Here is an 18,105-nt window from a genome sequence, read left to right as displayed (position 1 = left end):
CAGGGATTTTATCTCCAATTTATCGGGTATGAACGGTTGCGCCAACATGATAGAATTTTTGAAACCCCTTACAATTAAAGGAGCTGACTTTTGTAGTGACCCACAATTCCGAACAAAAATATCCATTTCAAAATCCCGACCTGCCGCTCGAGCAGCGCGTTAATGATTTGGTTAACCGATTCACCCTGGAAGAAAAAATCAATCTGATGTGCCAGTACCAGGACGAGATTACTCATCTTGGCGTTAAAGCTTATAAGCACGGTACCGAAGCGGCGCATGGCATGGCATGGCTAGGCGAAGCAACAACGTTCCCTCAGCCGATTGGCCTCGCTTGCACATGGGACAAAGACCTGATGAAAAAAATCGGCAGCGTCATCGGCGATGAAGCACGCGGCTTCTATTCCCAGAATCCGACGCATAACGGTCTGACTTTATGGGCGCCAACCGTCGATATGGAGCGTGATCCGCGCTGGGGCCGTACCGAAGAAGCTTACGGCGAAGACCCGCATCTGACAGGCAAGCTGTCTGCTGCGCTTACTCAAGGCATTCAGGGCGACCATCCGTTTTATGTGAAAGCGGTCGCATCGCTTAAGCATTTTATCGGCAACAATAACGAGATCAATCGCGGAGAATGCTCCGTCAGCCTGGACCCGCGCAACAAAAACGAATACTACCTGAAAGCGTTCGAAATTCCGTTCAAGGAAGGCGGAGCCCTGTCGATGATGACCGCCTACAATTCGGTGAACGGCGTTCCCGCCAACATCAATCCGGATGTGAATAACATCGTCAAACGGGATTGGGGCATGAACGGTTTCGTCGTAAGCGACGCCGGCGACGTGCTTGGCACCGTCAACGACCATCATTACGTCGATACGTACAAGGAAGCCGTAGCTCTTACGATCAAAGCCGGCGTAGACAGCATCACCGACGATCATCCAATCTCGAAGCAGGCGATCCGCGATGCGCTGGCCGAAGGAATGCTGACGGAGAATGATCTCGACATCGCGCTGCGCAACACGTTCCGCGTCCGCTTCCGTCTTGGCGAATTTGATCCGGCAGACCGCAATCCTTATGCGGCAATCGACGAATCGGTTATCATGAAGCCGGAGCATGCCGAGCTTGCCCTTGATGCCGTGCGCAAAAGCATCGTGCTGCTCAAAAACGACGGTATCCTGCCGCTGTCTGCGGAAAAGCTGAGCAAAGCTGCCGTCATCGGCCCGCTGGCCGGCATCGTATACCGCGACTGGTACAGCGGTCTTATGCCTTATTCCATTTCGCCGTTCGAAGGCATCCGGAAGAAAATGAACGGTGCCCATCAAGCGGTAACGCTGGCAACGGGCAGCAACCGCGTGAAGCTTAAATCGCTTAAGAACGGCAAGTACGTGACACTTGGAAGCGACGAGAAAAACTCGCTGTCCGCAAACTCTCAGGGCGCGGATTCTGCCGATCTGTTCGAAACAACCGACTGGGGCTGGGACAGCCATACGCTCATCGCGGAGAACAACAAGCTCTATCTGACGACCGACGACGAGAAAATCACCGCATCTTCCGAGCATATCTGGGAATGGTTCACCAAGGAAGTATTCCACGTCCGTCCGCAGAATGACGGGAATGTCGTGACCTTTACGACTTGGAACAACCGTCCAGTAACCGTAAATGCGGAGACCGGAGGCTTGGAAGCGCAAGATGGCGATGCCATTATTGCCGAACCTTTTGCGATTGAAAAAGAAACCGACGGCCTGCAGGAAGCGATTGCTGCCGCGCGCAACAACGAAGTTGCGGTTGTTGTTGTCGGCAACCATCCGCTTATTAACGGGAAAGAGACGATTGACCGCCCTGACCTGACGCTTGCCGCTTATCAAGAGAAACTCATTCGCGAAGTCTACGCCGTGAACCCAAATACCGTTGTAGTAGTTGTGGGCAGCTATCCGTTCGCCATGCCTTGGGTGCAGGAGAATATCCCTGCGATCGTCTATCTGTCGCATGCCGGTCAAGAGCTGGGCCATGCGCTTGCAGACGTCCTCTTCGGCGATTACAACCCGGCTGGACGCGTCAACATGACTTGGTATGAGTCGGCTGACCAGCTTGGCGAATTTATGGATTACGACATTATCAAAAGCGAACGCACTTACCAGTATTTTGCCGGGAAGCCTTTGTATCCATTCGGACACGGTCTATCCTATAGCCGCTTCCAATACGATGCTCTCGCTCAAGAGCAGTCCGGTAATTCGCTTACCGTCAGCTTCCGCGTTACGAATACAAGCGATGTAGACGGCGAAGAAGTGGTTCAGCTGTACACAAGAGCCTTGGAATCCCGCGTGAAACGTCCGCTCAGACAGCTCCAATCGTTTGAACGAATTGCGCTTGCTGCCGGTGAATCCAGAGAAGTAAGCTTCAAGCTGGACCGTTCCGCTCTTGCCTTCTGGGATGTGACCAGAAGCAAAATGTGCGTCGAGCAAGGCAGCTATTCGTTCCTCGTTGGCGCATCCTCCGGCGATTTCCGCCTGGAAGGAACCTTGATCGTTGCCGGCGAGACGATTCCGCCTCGCGATTTGTCCCAAGTTACCGGCGCCGTGAACTATGACGATTATTCCAATGTCATCATCAGCGACAATACCGAAGGCGGCGACAGCGCGGCAACAACGTCGTCAGCGGCATGGCTCCGTTATGATGACGCCCTGCTTGGCGAAGAAATCTGCTTCTTCGAAGCAAGAGCTTTGTCTGCGCATGGAGCAAACCTCGAGATCCGCCTGGATGCTCCGGATGGTCCGCTCGCTGGCAGTCTGACGCTGCAAGCAAGCTCCGCTTGGCAGACGGTCACCGCTTCGATTGAGCAAGCAGCCGGTAAACGCCAAGTGTATCTGGTTGTTCAAGGCGAAGGAGAAACGAAGCTGAGCTGGTTCCGCTTCGGCAAATAGATATTTGTCAGCCCGGAAAGGGGAGTGAAACTTCCTCCTTTCCGGGCTTTTCTGTTGCTGTACGTATCTTTGTTACGTACGAATGGGCAAACAGCCGCTTGCTTCTTAGAGCAAGCGGCCGGTCGCCGATCGTTTTACAATTACAGTTTTACAATGATCTTCCGGCCGGAGGTTGGAATGAGCTTCAAGCCTTCGGATGTTTGCTGCGAGTCAGCGCCTTCAACAGCAGCTGCCTGCTCAATACCGCGCAGTACGACCTGCCATGGCTTGCCTGTGCCTTCATAGCTGATTTCGATTGTGCTGCCTGTACGTACCGCCGCAGCTGTTGCTTGCGGCTGACCGTTCAGATCATGGATAACCGTAGTTGCCGTTGCGCCGTCTTCCAGCTCGAACAGGTGCAGCGCTACGTTATCCGCATAATCGTAATCCGGCTTTTGGTTGTTGCTGCCGATTGCAAGAAGCGTGTTAGGACGAACAAGCAATGGAATCGAGCTGTAGCCGTGCCGCTCTTCTACCCATTTGCCGCCTTCAACCGTTGTGCCGTCGATCAGACTGGTCCATTTGCCCGCCGGCACATAATATTTCGCTGTACCTTCGGTATTAAAGATTGGAGCAACAAGCAGGCTTTCGCCCAGCATATATTGACGGTCCAAATAATGAGTTGTCGGATCTTCAGGGAACTCGAGAACCATCGCACGCATCATCGGTACGCCTTTTTCCGTTGCTTCAACTGCATGGTTGAACAGATAAGGCATCAGGCTGCTCTTAAGCTCCGTGAAGTAACGAAGCACGTCAACGGATTCTTCGTCAAACAGCCAAGGCACGCGGTACGACTCGTTGCCGTGAAGACGGCTATGCGAGCTGAGCATGCCGAAGGCTACCCAACGCTTGTAGATATCCGGTGGAGCTGTCCGTTCGAAGCCGCTGATATCGTGGCTCCAGAAGCCAAAGCCGGACAGGCCAAGCGACAGGCCGCCGCGGAGCGATTCCGCCATCGAATCATAATTCGCCGAGCAGTCGCCGCCCCAGTGTACCGGGTATTGCTGTCCGCCTGCCGTAGCCGAACGCGCGAACAGCATAGCTTCGTTTTTGCCGCGGTTTTCTTCGAGCACTTCGAATACCGCTTTGTTGTACAGCTGTGTATAATAATTGTGCATTTTTTGCGGATCGGAACCGTCGAAGTAAACGACATCCGTAGGGATACGCTCGCCGAAGTCCGTTTTGAAGCAGTCAACGCCCATGTCCATCAGACGTTTCAGATGGCCTTTGTACCATTTCACCGCATCCGGGTTCGTGAAGTCGACAAGACCCATTCCCGCTTGCCATTTATCCCATTGCCATACGCTTCCGTCCGGCTTGCGAACGAGGTAGCCGTTCTCCATGCCTTCCTGGAAGAGAGGCGACTTCTGGCCGATATAGGAGTTGATCCATACGCAAATGCGAAGACCGCGATCTTTCAGGCGGCGAAGCATGCCTTCCGGATCCGGGAACATGTCCGCATCCCATTCGAAGTTGCACCATTCGTATTCTTTCATCCAGAAGCAGTCGAAGTGGAAGACATGAAGCGGAATATTGCGCTCAGCCATTCCTTCAATAAAGCTGTTAACCGTTGCTTCATCATAGTCCGTCGTAAACGATGTAGTCAGCCACAGACCAAACGACCATGCCGGAGGCAATGCCGGTTTGCCGGTCAGCTTCGTGTAGTTGTCGAGAACATCCTTCAGCGTTTTGCCGCCTACGATGAAGTATTCCAGATGTTCGCCCGGTACGCTGAAGCCAACCTTCGATACAACCTCGGAACCAATCTCGAACGATACGCGTTCCGGATGGTTGACGAATACGCCATAACCTGCGCTGGACAGGTAGAAAGGAACGTTTTTGTACGCTTGCTCGGAGCTTGTGCCGCCGTCTTCGTTCCAGGAGTCAACAACCTGGCCGTTTTTGATGAACGGAGTGAAGCGCTCGCCAAGACCGTATACTTGCTCGCCAACGCCAAGATCCAGCATTTCGCGGAAGAACGCTTTGCCTTGATCTTGAACATAAGCTGCAGCTTTATGCGCTGTACCCGTCATCTTGCGGCCGTTCTGGAAGAATTCCAGGCCCCAACTAGGCGACTTGCGGATACGTGCCTGAAGGCCGCCGCTTGTCAGAGTCGTGTATTGCTCGTCATGTTCAACGGATACGCTATGATTGGCATCAACAAGAGTTTCGAATTCAGGGCCAACTTGTTTCACCCCGGCATGGTGAACCCAGCGAACTTTAATGACATCAGGGATTGGAGAGCTGATCTCCGCCGTAAGCATCGTGCCGTTCAGCGTATCGCCTTTGATTACAACGGGCTTTGTTGCCATGTAAGCCGTCAGCTTCCCGTTCTTTTCTTTCAGTTCGCGAACATCAACCGGATGCTGCATTTCAACGCCTTCGCGAATTTGCCAATAACCGTCGGTAAATTTCATGTTTGGGTTCCTCCTCAAATAATTGCGAAGCAATTATAGCTTCGTAAGCATTCGCTTAATGAATTGCGAAGTCATACTTCGTAAGCATTCGCTTAATTCGTAAGCGTTTGCTTATTGAATCGTGATAAAAGTCTTGCCTTGCGAGGATTTCTAAGTTGTTTCTAGCCTACTCAGTAGCTTCTCGTACCTTGTAAGCGGTTATGTTATAATAATATTGTCTTATTCTCTTTAACTCTGCCTAAATATTGCTCATTATTATCACGATTTTGACATTGGCTATTTTTCCTTAGGGGTTTTGTTTATGGATAAATCTTTGCTAAAAGAAGCTCGCAAGCATGGTAACCCGATCTATCCGGTCAGCTTGTACGAAATCACCTGTCCGTCTGATGCCCCTCTACTGGATTTGCATTGGCATGACGAGCTTGAGCTGCTGTTAGTAACGGAAGGAACGGCCGTATTCCGGGTAGATCTGCAGGATTATGAATTGCAGGCAGGTGAAGCGATCTTCGTCAATTCCGGCGAGCTTCATTCCGGATACGTTGTTGGTGGCAAACCATGCTCTTTCGACGCTGTTGTCTTCCATTCCAGCTTGTTCAGCAGCGGATCCATCGATTATTTGTTCGACCGTTATATTTCTCCCGTTCTCGAGAAAAGATATGAAGTACCAGCCCATTTGCGCCGTGAGCCTGGTCCGGGCATGGAGCTTCTTGCGATGCTGGATCAGATATTTGAGGTTCATCGTAACGAACAAGCCGCTTCGGAGCTTACAATTAAAGGATTGCTATTTAGCATATTGGCCAAGCTGGTCAGCTTGGGTAAACCGTCCGTACGCGTAAAGCCCGAGCAAGAGGGTTACCGGATTGAGCGGCTGAAGACCGTTATCGAATATATTGAACAAAATTATGCCGAGCCTATTCCTTTGCAGAAGCTCGCCGAGCTGGCTAGGATGAGCGAATCGTATTTTTGCCGTTTCTTCAAACGGATTACAACAAAAAGCCCAATCGAATATATGAACAGCTACCGTGTCCAACAGGCGGCCAGCCGTCTGCGGCAGACCGATGCCAAGATTATGGAAGTCGCACTCGACGTTGGCTTCAATAGCTTAAGCTACTTCAACACCGTATTCCGCCAGCGCTTCGGCTGTACGCCAAGGGAATACCGGAGCCGGCTGCAAGTAAACTCGTAAGTCGGAGCACGTAGGGTCTTGCACTTGTTGAGCTACTTCTGGGCCCTTAACGATATGCCATATCGTTAAGGGGCTCCAATGTTCCTTTTATTAAGGCTTACGATGTCCCATATCGTTAAGAATTCGCATATCGCTTCATTTAGAGCATTTCTGCGCCATTTCTGCGTTCTTAAGGATGTCCGGTATCGTTAAGAGCATTACAAAGTTACTTATAGCAAGCCTTAACGATGTTCCACATCGTTATGTTGCAGAAGAAAGGGACTGACCCGTAAGCCACAAAGCTTTCGGTCAGTCCCTTCTATTTATATTGGTTCAATTCGAAAGTAAGGGTCAAATCGGCTATTCGTAAGCTTTTGAGTCGTCAAAGCCAAAATAGAACGTCATTTCCCATAAGCAATGGGCAATGAAACTCTCAGGAGAGAAAGCCCGCGGAGAGTTGTTATCAATTAAGTACCCCAGCCATTCTCTAAATTTACAAGCCGCAAGAGAATATCCCGTCCATTCATCATCCTTACCGCAAACATCAAAAAAATAAGAAGGATCATCCTCAATAAACTCGGGAGCAGGAACCGTTTTTTTGAGGATAATGAATCAAAAATTTCTGCCATACCTTTGAAAAATCAGTTTCTAAGATCAATTGTTTAAAAGTCAGCATCGTACCTCGTAACCCCTTCTAACCTATGGTAAAATAATGGAATCTCCTTGAGAGGGTGATTGCGTTTTGACAGGAATAGATCAAAGCCAGTTGATAACTTCCGAAGCAGAGCTTCGATCGTTAATCGGCTATCCGAGTGAGCTTGTAGAGCATAAGGTTATTTCCGTCATTGATTCTAACTGCCGCAACTACATTTCCCAATCTCCTTTTCTCGTTGTATCGACTGCGGATTCCCACGGGAATTGCGATGTCTCCCCGAGAGGCGATGCGCCGGGATTTGTTCATGTTCTGGATGACAAGTATTTGATTATTCCGGAGCGTCCAGGCAACAAAAGAATCGACACCTTACGCAACATTTTATCGAATCCGCATGTCGGTCTGCAGTTTTTTATTCCGGGACTTGGAGAAACTCTAAGAATAAACGGCAGTGCCTACATAACCAAAGAGGAAGATCTATTAAAGCCGTTAGCTGTAAAAGACCGTGCACCTCAAATCGGTATTATCGTAGAGGTTAAAGAATGCTATATGCATTGCGCTAAGGCTTTCCTGCGCTCACAGCTATGGAAGCCCGAGACGTGGCTCGGCAAAGAGCAGCTGCCCTCCCCTGCCAAAATCATTTCCGAGCACGCCAACCTGGATGGATCAACTCCCGAGGTCATTGCCGCCCGGCTTGAGGACGGTTATAAGAATCGGTTGTATTAATCGTAATGAGAGGTTTTTCTAATGACAAACAGTACTTTAAACCGCAAAGTCGATGGTTTTATAAACAAGTCCAAGAAGTGGAAAGAAGAATATATCAAGCTGAGAGAGATCGTTCTCGAATGTGAACTGACCGAAGATTTCAAGTGGATGCATCCCTGCTATACGCATGAGGGCAAAAACATTCTAATCATCCACGGCTTTAAAGAGTATTGTGCCATTTTGTTTCAGAAAGGCGCTCTGCTCAAGGACCCTAACGGCATTCTCATCCAACAGACGGAAAACGTGCAGGCTGCGCGCCAAATCCGCTTCACGAATGTCGAGCAAATTATAGAAATGGAAGATATCCTGAAGGCTTATATCCATGAGGCCATTGGAATAGAGGAGTCCGGCCAGGAAATTACTTATAAAAAGAATGACCAGTATTCGGTTCCCGAAGAACTCCAGGTTAAATTCGAGGAACAGCCTGCTTTTAAAGAAGCGTTCGAAGCTTTAACGCCAGGCCGGCAAAGAGCATACCTGCTTCATTTCTCCGCCGCCAAGCAATCCAAAACGCGTGAAGCCAGAATAGAGAAATACTATCAGCAAATTCTTGAAGGCAAAGGGTTAAATGATTGAAACGTTTGATCTATGCGGAAAACTATCAAATCTGTGAGGTGGAGCATGAATTTCGAGAACGCTGCAGCTTTTATCTGGAAAAATGGCCGATTGCTAGAAAGAAGGCTATTTGAATTATTCTTTTTGAATGGTTCCGCGGACCGTGTAGTAGATGCCCTAAAAGCCTATCAGAATGAAGACGGCGGGTTTGGACATGCGCTGGAACCCGATGTACGGGCACCGGAAAGTCAGCCTCTCTTTATCGAGTTTGGTCTCCGAACTCTTTATGAAGCCAATATTAAAGCACCGGAGCTAGCGGGTCAGTTATGTAAATATGTTGAGAATAATGCGGATTTACAAGCAGGAATCCCAACGATAACGGCCTCCTCGAGCAATTATCCGCGTGCCGCGCATTGGAATTATCCATCATCCGATCAGCCCTCTTTTAGCCGGCTAACTGGCTTAGTTGGCTTGTTGAATTGGCAAGGCATTAATAATCCATGGCTAGAGCAAGCTGTCGGAATATGCTTGAACGATATCTCTTCTTCTCATTATGAGGATTCTCATACGATTATTACCGCATTCTGTCTGCTTGAAAGCCTCCCTCAAACCGTTGAAGTAAACAAACTATTTGCCAAGCTATCCGATGAACTATTTAAGGCGAGCTACTTCTGTTTGGAAGCTCCGCCTCAATCTTACGGACTTACTCCTCTAGATTTTGCTCCTGCTTCCGATTCGTATTGCAGAAAGATTTTTTCGGATGAGGTTATTGAGGCTCACTTGAACGTGCTGGAATCCGAGCAGGCACAAGACGGTGGATGGCAAATCCAATGGGAACCGCCAAGTGAAATGGCAAGATTGGAATGGCGGGCTTATAAGACTCTGAAGAGCCTTATCACTTTGAAATCCTACAATCGAATTTAAATAGAAAGAAAACTCTACTACCTCACCAGGAGGAAGTAGAGTTTTCTTCTTTCCCTTCAATTTCTAGGCTGTATGCGCAACGATTAAATTTCCGTCCAGATCATAAATTTTCAGAAATCTTCTACCTTCCTCAACAGGCTCAGCCAGCGAATCGCCGTGCACCCTAACGCCGCCGTCCGTTACTTTCTTACGCAGCTCATCCATGTTATCAACCTGGAATCCAAACGCCGGAAAAGGTTCTCCGTTCACCGTAAAGGTAGCGGATGTCTCATCTGAGGTTTGCCTATTACCTGTATCTCCCCAACTTGTATTTTACCTGCTCCAGCAAAGGTTGTGCTATAGCTCTTGCTTTCCTTGCGCCTTCACTCAGAATATCATCGATTTGGTCCTTTGCCGCCATGTATTGATTATATTTCTCCCGCGGCTCCTCCAGGAAAGCATTCATAACCTGATAAAGCTCCTGCTTCGCTTCCCCCCAGCTTATACCGCTTTGGAATTTTTTCCGTAATATTTCAATTTGCTCATCCGTAGCAAACTCTTTATAAAGCAGATAAATATTCGAGGTATCAGGATCTTTAGGTTCATGCGGCGGAGTAGAATCGGTCTTGATTCTGCTAATCAGCTTCATCAAGCTGTCGGCTGACTCAAACAGCGGAATCGTATTGTTGTAGCTTTTGCTCATTTTCCGTCCATCCAGTCCCGGTATCACGGCCGTTTGCTCATCCACGATATAATTAGGCAGCTTAAAGGTCTCGCCATAGTTGCGGTTAAAGGCTTCCGCCAGATCCCTTGCAATTTCGACATGCTGAATCTGGTCTTTGCCGACCGGAACTTGATCCGTCTGAAAAAGCAAGATATCCGCCGCCATTAAGATCGGATAAGTAAACAGGCCCATATTAACGCCGGTATCGGTATCCACGCCTAGCTGCTCGTTTTTATCCACGACCGCCTTATAAGCATGAGCACGATTCATCAGACCTTTTGGCGCCATGCAGGCCAGAATCCAGCTAAGCTCGAAAATCTCCGGTACGTCGGATTGGCGGTAAAATACAACCTGCTCCGGATTAAGCCCCAAAGCCAGCCACGTCGCCGCAATCCCGTAAGAAAGATCGTTAAACTCATCCCGATTTTGAATAAACGTTAGACCGTGATAATCCGCGATAAAATACAAAGCTGTGCGATCCTGCTTTTTGGCAATTTCCAGGGCTGGCTTTATTGCCGCGATGTAATTGCCGATATGCACTCTTCCTGTTGGTTTGATGCCCGTTAATACAGTGCTCATGTTTTTGCTCCCTTCTTCAACTTAGAAATAAAAAAAGGGGCTCTCATCCTTGGAAAAGGACGAGAAACCCCGTGGTACCACCTTCGTTAGCCCGATTCGCGCAAATCGGACTCGCTTTGACGTATCGACGCATGCTGGATGCTGGAATACGCGTCTCTTGTAACGACGAGACTTTCGCCAAAGCCTACTCAAAATCTTGTTTCGGTTTGGATGCTCAGAAGCCCACTTCGGCATAATCCCTACACTGATTCGCACCATCCATCAGCTCTCTGGAGTATTCGTTATGCGTACTCTCTTCATCATCGCAAGTTGGTATATAATTTTGTTATTACATTTTTACAACAGAACGCATAGATTTGTCAAATACTTACTTAATAAGTTGTTCAGTTTCCTCAATGAGTTCCCGCAGCAGATTCAAGGCGTTCTTTAAGCTATCCGGATCCTCTGTGATCAAAGCGAAGATTTCATTTACCCTACGGGAATAATGACGTGGTGCAATAGCGAACGAATCGACGATAGCAGAGGCTCCTTTTTCATTCATCGAGTAGGTTTCGTTAACTGCAAACAATACCTGATTCAAGCAAGCCACAGACCTGAAACAGCAACCGGCAATATATGATAAATCGTTCTTGTAGATACCCTTGTATCCATTTTCGAGAGAAAAGCCCGCCTCCCAGAAAAACCTTTGGACAATCGCTTTTTTAAGTGCTGCAGGATAAGGAGTTGTTCTGCTTTTCAACTGGCCTACGATTTCCGAAGGATCCCATAATACTTTGCATAGCGCGACCTCCGCCAAATAAATCGAATTCACGAATCCATGAGGATGTCCCGGCTGGTAATCCATGGTGATCTCCCCGCTCATGCCTTGTTCGATTACTTGCGACACTTTGTTTTGATCCCTGTAGAGGAAATCGACGGAAATATGATTGATTTTCAGCCAGCCCCCGCCATTAATCCATGGTCCCCACTCGCCTGTTTCGGTCACAACGTTATCTCGATGCTCGTCGTCCATTCCAGCAGCCGCTTGGCGAAGCTGCGGGATGTCCAGCCCTAGGCCGGAATCGTAATAGATACCGATATCAATATCGGAATGGGGATTCTCGGTTCCCCTGGCTCTCGAACCGCCAAGAACAATAGCCGTTACGCCTTTTATTTGTTTCAGTTGGTCAACTATATTCGAAATCGTGTTCTCCATGTCCATGATTCTCACCAATCCTATGAGCAATTATGTTCTATTATAAACCAAAAAAGGCGATACAGGCCTTAAGCCTGTACCGCCTTTTTGTTCAAAACCTGTTCAAAAGCATCGTTGAAATACTGCATGACGTATTTCGCGACATGACATTCGAAGGAGGCGTAATCCGTTACCACTTGCGTTGGATCCGTAATAAACTCGTGAATCCGTTCAAACGTAAATTGCGGCTGGTCAATGAACAACGTATTGGTCGCGCCGGGAACCACAACGACGGACGAATGCATAAGCAGCTGCGAGGACAGCGCATTGGATGTCAGGGAGATCGAATCCTCCGAGCCGATTAACGTCAGCGTAGGATGGGCTAATTGCGCGAAATCCTCGTTTACCGGCGATTCCGCATACAATTCGAATGTATCGAAATAAGTCTCCGGCGACACGGCCATATAGCCCGCTATGATTTTACGGTATAATGCATTTTCCTCCGTCAGCTTGAAAATTCCGCTAACCAAGCTTTCCGCAAGATTCAGCATGGATCCTTTGCTTATCAGCTGCTTGCGGCCGTGGATGATGGACGCTACCGTATTTCTTGGCAAGAAGGCGGGCGTCGACAGCAGAATAAGGCTTTTCGCCAGCTCCGCATATTCTAGGCTGAACTTTACGGCTAGGCTTGCGCCAAAGCCATGTCCGAGCAGGTGAACCGGACCAAGCTCGAGCTTGGTCAGCAGCATACGCAAATCTTCGGCAAATAACTCCCAGCTTACCGGAACATCGCCTCTCCCCGTCAGGCCATGTCCCCGCAGATCCAGCAGAACAACCCGGTAATGCTCCTTCATATAGGGAAGAATAGGCTCCCATATTTCCTGGTTAAGTCCCAATCCATGTATCAAAACAATCGTTTCCGAAGCGGATTCCGCATTATATATCTGATAGTTGACCGGAATATCCCGTAATTGGATAAATGGCATAGAATCCTCCTACGACAATGAACTGAATCTATCATATCGCCATTACGTCCATCCGTCTGTTGACTTTAAGTCACATTGCAGATAATCTCAAAGGAGAATACTAGATTCTGGGGGCGGACTAACGTGGATATTCGCATCGAATTTGGACAGAGAATCAAAGAACTGCGCGCCCGGAGCGGAATGTCACAGGAGCATTTAGCCTATCGGGCTGGTCTTGACCGGAGTTACATAAGCGGCGTTGAGCGCGGGGAACGGAATGTCAGCATAATCAATATCGAGAAGATTGCCTCTGCCCTGCAAATCGGCGTTGCCTATCTATTCTCGGGCGAGCGCTTCTCTCCCAAGCAAGCCTATCAGCCGAAAGACTTCATCGTTCCTTTCAAAGACCGGGTGCATTACACGCTGGATCCGGATAAAAAGCTGCTGTCGTTCCAGGTAAACGGCCTGGCATCGGGTAAGCAGGACGTAGAGTACATGTCCAATATCGTGCTTGGCATTTGCTCCGCATACGGGAAAGACGAGCTTGACGTGCTGGTGGATCATCGCGGCATGGTAACATCCGACGGTGAGCCAGTCGTTTATTCCCCCGAAGTGGCGGAAAGAGCCGTACAATTCCAACAGGAGCTTACCGCATATAGTAAAAAGGTACTTGTGCTTTGCAATTCGGAGTTTATGGTGGAGCAATTAAATCATGTAGCCAAAGCAAGCGGCATTTTCGATAAAGCGGCCCATCTGTTCGACAAGGACAAGGATATGGTCGGCAAAGCTTATGAAGCCTTCGATATCCATGATCATCCGTTTATCCGGACAAACCAATAATAAAAACCGCCTTTGCAGGCGGTTTTTTATTAGGAAAGAACAGCGTTGAGGCGTCGTGGCCGATTTACCAGATAGATGCTGCCAAGCACCAACGCAAGTCCGGCTAACAGCGAATAGGTGAACGGCTCATGCAGAAACATGGTTCCGATCAAGATAGCGACCAGCGGAATCAGAAAGGTAAAGGATGCTACCTTGCTCGCCTCTCCCGAATCCATCAGCTTATAGAAGACAAGCCAGCCAAGCGCGATAACAAAGATGGAGATAAATAACAGGCTGAAGATAAATCGGCCGCTCCATTCCACCTCCGACCAGCTTTCGGTAACAGAGCCAAGCCCGGTCATAAACACTCCGCCGATTATGAGCTGCATCGTAACGAGCCAGATATTATCGACCTTGCCGCTGGACTTCTTCACATAGATCGTACCCAGTGCCCAGCTTAATGCTGAGCCAAGCGCCAGCAGAATACCCGCCACGGAAATATGCCCGGTAGCGCCACTCGCCCCGCTTGATATAACCCCTACGCCTGCAAAACCCAGAACAAGGCCGATTACTTTTAACCCGTTCATCAACTCGCCAAGCCATAACCAAGAGAAAAGCCCAACCAATACAGGCTGTAGAAAAACAATCGCCGAGAACAAGCCGGCCGGCAAATACTGGATGCCAATCGTCTGAAGCCCGTAATACAGCACAACGTTTACGACTGCGGACAGGAGATAAATCGGCCAGGTCTTCCGAAATTGCAGACGTCGGTACCTTGGAACCGCGGCAGCAAGGAGAAGTACGCCTCCAAGTAAGGTTCTGACCCCCGAGAACAATATAGGCGGCATATAATGAAGCGCGTATTTGGAAAGCGGCCAGTTTATCCCCCATACCAGCACCAAGAAAGTAATAAGTAATACGGTTTGCCGCTTCGATAAGGTTTGCATGTTGAATATTCCTCTCTGATGATGCTTTAATGTCCCAATAGAATCGGCGTTAGAAATAAGGTAATAATAGCCGTCAAAATCATCGACACGCTGGATACGGTGCCCGAGATGCTGCCAAGCTCAAACGCTTTGGACGTTCCTGCCCCATGCGCGCTTGTTCCGAGCAGAACACCACGCGCGACCTCATTGCGGATCCGGAACAGACGGATAACGGGCGGCCCTACCAGAGAGCCGAATATCCCAGTTATCATCACGGCAACGGCCGTAATTGTCGGAATGCCGCCAATGGATTGGGATACATTCATCGCGATCGGCGTTGTTGCGGAATGCGGAATAAGACTGTAAATGATTTTGTCATTTAGACCAAGGCCTTGCGCCAGCCATAAAGAAGAAGCAACGGCGGCAGCCGAGCCGGTTAATACGCTGATTATGATCTGGGCCGCATGCTTTTTGATGAGATTAAAATGTCTGGACAACGGAATTGCAAACGCAATCGTTGCCGGACCCAGCATATCCGACAGCCAGTGCGCGCCTGTGTTATAGTCGGCATAACTGGTTCTCGTCACCGCCAGCAGCACAATCAGCACCACTGGCGTCACAATTAACGGCGATAACAGCATTATCGGTTTATAACGGTAAATCTTTTGGGCCAATATATATACAATAACGGTAAGAAGCAGGCTTACGGCCGCAATAATCATCCGTGTGATTCCTCCTTGCGTTTAGCAACCTGCTGAGCTACCAGTCCGCTGCATAACATGACGATAACGGTACCCAACGTAATAACAAGCGCGATTTGTACGCCTGCGCTCATAATAAGCTGCTTGTAGCCAATAATGCCAACCGCGGGCGGAATAAAAAAGAGCAGCATGGTGGCAATAAGCCAATCGGAGCCGGACTCCACAAATTCGCGCGGAATAATCTTTGCCTGCAGCAAGATAAACAGAATGAGCATGCCCAGAATGCTGCCGGGAACAGGCAGGTGAAGCCATTCAACTAGGTGGTTCATCAGCCACGAGAATACAATAAAGAACAAAACCTGAATTAATAATTTTACCACGTAACGCATAACGGCCAACTCCCTTTAAAGGAAGTGTACAGCAGCCTTTTTCATAGGTAAAATACATTTACAGAATGGTTTTCATTCCAATTATCTATGGATAAGGAGAAGCTTGCTCTTGGATATAAGACACTTGCAATATTTTGTGGAAGCCGCCCGCTTCCAAAGCTTCACCAAAGCCGCGCAATCCCTTTATATTACTCAGCCGACCATCAGCAAAATGATCAAAAATCTCGAGGAAGAGCTGGGAGTTGTCCTATTCGAACGGGTCGGCAAAAAAATCGTAATAACCGATGCCGGTTCGATTCTGCTCGAGCAAGCCCAGCAAATGGTCCAATCGTTCGGCAATATGAATTCGCGGCTGTCCGAGCTTATGGAGCTTAAGGTCGGCCATATCCGCATTGGCCTGCCGCCTATGGTTGGGGTCACCTTTTTCCCCCGTATCATCGGAAAGTTCCGCGAGAAGTATCCCAAAATTACGATGCAGCTGTTTGAGCACGGTGCTAAAAAAGTCGAAGCCGACGTAGGTTCGGGCGCGCTCGATATCGGAGTTATTCTGCTCCCGACTAATGATGAGAAGTTCGAATCCTTCTGCTTCCTGCGGCAGGACCTGATGCTGGTTGTCCCTCCCTCGCATAAGCTAGCCAGCCGGAGTGAAGTGCCGCTTATCGAGCTTAAGGAAGAGCCCTTTCTATTCTTCCATGAGGAATTTACTCTGCATGACCGGATCATCGCCGAATGCGAGAAGCTGGGATTCCAGCCGGATGTCGTCTTCAAGAGCACCCAATGGGATTTCATCAGCGAGATGGTAGCCGCAAAGCTGGGAATCGCGCTGCTGCCCGAGGCGATATGCCGCGAGCTCGATCTGGAACGGCTTCGCATCATCCCTCTGACCTCGCCAAGCATTCCCTGGCATCTGGCCATGATCTGGCGCCGCGACAGCTACCAGTCGTTCGCTACGCGCGAATGGATTGCTTTTGCCATGGAGGCGCTGCAGCAGTCTTGAAAAAGAAGCCGCCCATGAATTGGACGACTTCTTTATTATTAATTATTTATTTCTGCTAACCCGCGGTCCCGGAGGCGGGCCGCCTGGACCTCCTGGGCCACCTGGGCCGCCTGGGCCGCCTGGGCCGCCAGGACCTCCCGGTCCACCTGGACCCATCCACGGACCGCCTGGTCCTGGCCCAAATCCAGGGCCGCCCCATGGCGGACGCGGCGGTGGTCCCCATCCCCACCACGGCGGACGCGGCGGTTGTCCCCATCCCCACCATGGAGGACGCGGCGGCTGCGGCTGCCAGCCCCACGGCGGCGGGAATCCACCCGGTGGAAAACCGCCTGGTTGAAAGCCTCCCGGGACAAATGTCCGATTAGATTTCGTCATTTGAAATTACTCCTTTATCAGAAAAGTAATTGAATGCCTGCGTTAGCGTATGCCAATACCTAGGGGTTGGTATAGGCAACCGTACACCTTCCCGGGAATAGGCGAATATCCTATAGCAACTTTTCTGTTTTGGAGGACCAACATGATCCCTATTTATCCTTATTACAGCCAGGAAACCAAGTGTCAGCAGGTACCGGTAACTTTCCCGCCGCAGCATCAGGACCGACAGCCCGGCCTGGAATATCTCATGAATCCGACTCCGATCTCGGATAACCCGGGATACAAGGGCAGCGGAAAGCTGAAAGGCAAGGTTGCGATTATTACAGGCGGTGACAGCGGAATTGGCCGCGCCGTTGCGATCGGATTTTCCAAGGAAGGCGCGGATGTCGCAATCGTTTATTTATACGAACGCGAAGACGCGCTGGCAACCAAGCAGATGGTAGAGCAATACGGAGGACGCTGCCTGTTGATCGAAGGCGATCTTAGAAAGCCGGAATTTTCCTCAGAGGTTGTACAACAAACAATCGAGTGTTACGGATGTCTGGATATCCTCGTCTTGAATCAAGGCGTACAATTCCCGCAAAAATGCATTCTGGACATCTCTAACGAGCAGCTCGAGGATACGTACAGGACAAACATCTTCCCTCATTTCTATTTGACGAAAGCTGCGCTTCCCCATCTGAAGGCCGGAAGCTCCATTATTAGCACGGCATCCGTTACTGCCTATGCGGGAGCACCGCTGTTGGTTGATTATTCCTCCACGAAAGGAGCTATCGTCTCCTTCACCCGTTCCTTGTCTCTCCAGCTCGTAGGCTGCGGCATACGCGTAAATGCCGTTGCCCCCGGTCCGATCTGGACGCCGCTTATCGTATCCAGCTACTCGGCTGAATATGTCAAAACCTTTGGCCTGGAGACGCCGATGAAACGCGCCGGCCAGCCGTTCGAGCTAGCGCCTACTTATATTTATCTCGCATCCGACGATTCCTCGTTTGTTACCGGTCAAGTCCTGCATGTGAACGGCGGAGTCATGACGGAGACGTAG

18 protein-coding genes and 1 other annotated feature are annotated in these 18,105 nt (G+C 49.5%); of the genes, 8 read left to right on the top strand and 10 right to left on the bottom strand.

From position 1 onward, the window contains the following. Window positions 1–95: 95 nt before the first annotated feature. Window positions 96–2,918, top strand: coding sequence for a glycoside hydrolase family 3 protein (locus PJDR2_RS09925; protein WP_015843533.1), 2,823 nt, complete (start codon window positions 96–98; stop codon window positions 2,916–2,918). Window positions 2,919–3,058: 140 nt separating this feature from the next. On the opposite strand, the gene yicI is transcribed toward PJDR2_RS09925, so the two are convergent. After that, window positions 3,059–5,374, bottom strand: coding sequence for an alpha-xylosidase (gene yicI / locus PJDR2_RS09920; RefSeq protein WP_015843532.1), 2,316 nt, complete (start codon window positions 5,372–5,374; stop codon window positions 3,059–3,061). A 301-nt stretch (window positions 5,375–5,675) separates the two neighbouring features. Between yicI and PJDR2_RS09915 the strand changes: the two genes are divergently transcribed. Continuing rightward, entirely contained in the window at window positions 5,676–6,560 is an 885-nt protein-coding gene (locus tag PJDR2_RS09915) for an AraC family transcriptional regulator (protein ID WP_015843531.1), read from the top strand. A 339-nt stretch (window positions 6,561–6,899) separates the two neighbouring features. On the opposite strand, the gene PJDR2_RS33845 is transcribed toward PJDR2_RS09915, so the two are convergent. Continuing rightward, complete coding sequence (locus PJDR2_RS33845; protein WP_416202271.1) at window positions 6,900–7,112, bottom strand: DUF6557 family protein; 213 nt, start codon at window positions 7,110–7,112, stop codon at window positions 6,900–6,902. Window positions 7,113–7,290: 178 nt separating this feature from the next. On the opposite strand from PJDR2_RS33845, the gene PJDR2_RS09910 reads away from it, so the two are divergent. From PJDR2_RS09910 to PJDR2_RS09900, 3 genes are read left to right on the top strand one after another with little or no spacing between them, the layout of a single operon-like run. Continuing rightward, on the top strand, window positions 7,291–7,917 hold the full coding sequence (locus tag PJDR2_RS09910) for a pyridoxamine 5'-phosphate oxidase family protein (protein ID WP_041614184.1): 627 nt from the start codon (window positions 7,291–7,293) through the stop codon (window positions 7,915–7,917). A 21-nt stretch (window positions 7,918–7,938) separates the two neighbouring features. Then, window positions 7,939–8,532: a YdeI/OmpD-associated family protein gene (locus tag PJDR2_RS09905; RefSeq protein WP_015843529.1), complete on the top strand. Its 594-nt coding sequence runs from the start codon at window positions 7,939–7,941 to the stop codon at window positions 8,530–8,532. Between the two features lie 45 nt (window positions 8,533–8,577). Next, window positions 8,578–9,435 (top strand): hypothetical protein, encoded by an 858-nt coding sequence (locus PJDR2_RS09900; protein ID WP_015843528.1) that lies wholly within the window; start codon window positions 8,578–8,580, stop codon window positions 9,433–9,435. 63 nt (window positions 9,436–9,498) lie between these two features. On the opposite strand, the gene PJDR2_RS33120 is transcribed toward PJDR2_RS09900, so the two are convergent. From PJDR2_RS33120 to PJDR2_RS09880, 4 genes are all read right to left on the bottom strand, one after another. Next, window positions 9,499–9,639 (bottom strand): hypothetical protein, encoded by a 141-nt coding sequence (locus tag PJDR2_RS33120; RefSeq protein WP_015843527.1) that lies wholly within the window; start codon window positions 9,637–9,639, stop codon window positions 9,499–9,501. An 82-nt stretch (window positions 9,640–9,721) separates the two neighbouring features. Next, window positions 9,722–10,717 carry a tryptophan--tRNA ligase gene (locus tag PJDR2_RS09890; RefSeq protein WP_015843526.1) on the bottom strand — a complete coding sequence of 332 codons (996 nt, stop codon included), beginning with the start codon at window positions 10,715–10,717 and terminating at the stop codon, window positions 9,722–9,724. A gap of 52 nt (window positions 10,718–10,769) precedes the next feature. Beyond that, window positions 10,770–11,029: a binding site (T-box leader), on the bottom strand. Between the two features lie 55 nt (window positions 11,030–11,084). Then, window positions 11,085–11,918, bottom strand: a complete 834-nt coding sequence (locus PJDR2_RS09885) for a nucleotidyltransferase domain-containing protein (protein WP_015843525.1) — start codon at window positions 11,916–11,918, stop codon at window positions 11,085–11,087. Between the two features lie 62 nt (window positions 11,919–11,980). Beyond that, window positions 11,981–12,877 carry an alpha/beta fold hydrolase gene (locus PJDR2_RS09880; protein WP_015843524.1) on the bottom strand — a complete coding sequence of 299 codons (897 nt, stop codon included), beginning with the start codon at window positions 12,875–12,877 and terminating at the stop codon, window positions 11,981–11,983. 123 nt (window positions 12,878–13,000) lie between these two features. Here PJDR2_RS09880 and PJDR2_RS32405 point away from each other — a divergent pair, with 123 nt between their 5' ends. Further along, the gene (locus PJDR2_RS32405) at window positions 13,001–13,696 is read left to right on the top strand and encodes a helix-turn-helix domain-containing protein (RefSeq protein WP_015843523.1); all 696 of its coding nucleotides are present in this window, start codon (window positions 13,001–13,003) and stop codon (window positions 13,694–13,696) included. Window positions 13,697–13,725: 29 nt separating this feature from the next. Here PJDR2_RS32405 and PJDR2_RS09870 read toward each other — a convergent pair whose 3' ends face one another. From PJDR2_RS09870 to PJDR2_RS09860, 3 genes are read right to left on the bottom strand one after another with little or no spacing between them, the layout of a single operon-like run. Continuing rightward, complete coding sequence (locus tag PJDR2_RS09870) at window positions 13,726–14,622, bottom strand: DMT family transporter (protein ID WP_015843522.1); 897 nt, start codon at window positions 14,620–14,622, stop codon at window positions 13,726–13,728. 26 nt (window positions 14,623–14,648) lie between these two features. After that, window positions 14,649–15,323 carry an LrgB family protein gene (locus tag PJDR2_RS09865; protein ID WP_015843521.1) on the bottom strand — a complete coding sequence of 225 codons (675 nt, stop codon included), beginning with the start codon at window positions 15,321–15,323 and terminating at the stop codon, window positions 14,649–14,651. Beyond that, window positions 15,320–15,691, bottom strand: a complete 372-nt coding sequence (locus tag PJDR2_RS09860; RefSeq protein ID WP_015843520.1) for a CidA/LrgA family protein — start codon at window positions 15,689–15,691, stop codon at window positions 15,320–15,322. The genes PJDR2_RS09865 and PJDR2_RS09860 overlap by 4 nt, the downstream gene beginning before the upstream one ends. Before the next feature lie 109 nt (window positions 15,692–15,800). Between PJDR2_RS09860 and cidR the strand changes: the two genes are divergently transcribed. After that, window positions 15,801–16,688, top strand: coding sequence for a cidABC operon transcriptional activator CidR (gene cidR / locus PJDR2_RS09855; protein WP_015843519.1), 888 nt, complete (start codon window positions 15,801–15,803; stop codon window positions 16,686–16,688). A gap of 42 nt (window positions 16,689–16,730) precedes the next feature. Here the strand turns inward: cidR and PJDR2_RS33115 are convergent, their stop codons facing one another. Next, complete coding sequence (locus PJDR2_RS33115; protein WP_083778089.1) at window positions 16,731–17,063, bottom strand: hypothetical protein; 333 nt, start codon at window positions 17,061–17,063, stop codon at window positions 16,731–16,733. A gap of 142 nt (window positions 17,064–17,205) precedes the next feature. Here PJDR2_RS33115 and PJDR2_RS09845 point away from each other — a divergent pair, with 142 nt between their 5' ends. Next, on the top strand, window positions 17,206–18,105 hold the full coding sequence (locus PJDR2_RS09845) for an SDR family oxidoreductase (protein WP_015843517.1): 900 nt from the start codon (window positions 17,206–17,208) through the stop codon (window positions 18,103–18,105).

This window comes from Paenibacillus sp. JDR-2 (assembly GCF_000023585.1).
GTDB lineage: Bacteria > Bacillota > Bacilli > Paenibacillales > Paenibacillaceae > Pristimantibacillus.
This window is presented reverse-complemented; position numbering and strand designations above follow the sequence as displayed.

Excerpts from the sequence above, each read along its gene's own strand:
- PJDR2_RS09870 (WP_015843522.1), bottom strand. The coding sequence starts at position 14,622 with ATGCAAACCTTATCGAAGCGGCAAACCGTATTACTTATTACTTTCTTG.
- PJDR2_RS09845 (WP_015843517.1), top strand. The coding sequence starts at position 17,206 with ATGATCCCTATTTATCCTTATTACAGCCAGGAAACCAAGTGTCAGCAG.
- PJDR2_RS33115 (WP_083778089.1), bottom strand. The coding sequence starts at position 17,063 with ATGACGAAATCTAATCGGACATTTGTCCCGGGAGGCTTTCAACCAGGC.
- PJDR2_RS09865 (WP_015843521.1), bottom strand. The coding sequence starts at position 15,323 with ATGATTATTGCGGCCGTAAGCCTGCTTCTTACCGTTATTGTATATATA.
- PJDR2_RS09900 (WP_015843528.1), top strand. The coding sequence starts at position 8,578 with ATGAATTTCGAGAACGCTGCAGCTTTTATCTGGAAAAATGGCCGATTG.
- PJDR2_RS09915 (WP_015843531.1), top strand. The coding sequence starts at position 5,676 with ATGGATAAATCTTTGCTAAAAGAAGCTCGCAAGCATGGTAACCCGATC.
- PJDR2_RS33120 (WP_015843527.1), bottom strand. The coding sequence starts at position 9,639 with ATGGATGAGCTGCGTAAGAAAGTAACGGACGGCGGCGTTAGGGTGCAC.
- PJDR2_RS09890 (WP_015843526.1), bottom strand. The coding sequence starts at position 10,717 with ATGAGCACTGTATTAACGGGCATCAAACCAACAGGAAGAGTGCATATC.
- PJDR2_RS09880 (WP_015843524.1), bottom strand. The coding sequence starts at position 12,877 with ATGCCATTTATCCAATTACGGGATATTCCGGTCAACTATCAGATATAT.
- PJDR2_RS09885 (WP_015843525.1), bottom strand. The coding sequence starts at position 11,918 with ATGGACATGGAGAACACGATTTCGAATATAGTTGACCAACTGAAACAA.
- PJDR2_RS09860 (WP_015843520.1), bottom strand. The coding sequence starts at position 15,691 with ATGCGTTACGTGGTAAAATTATTAATTCAGGTTTTGTTCTTTATTGTA.
- yicI (WP_015843532.1), bottom strand. The coding sequence starts at position 5,374 with ATGAAATTTACCGACGGTTATTGGCAAATTCGCGAAGGCGTTGAAATG.
- PJDR2_RS09905 (WP_015843529.1), top strand. The coding sequence starts at position 7,939 with ATGACAAACAGTACTTTAAACCGCAAAGTCGATGGTTTTATAAACAAG.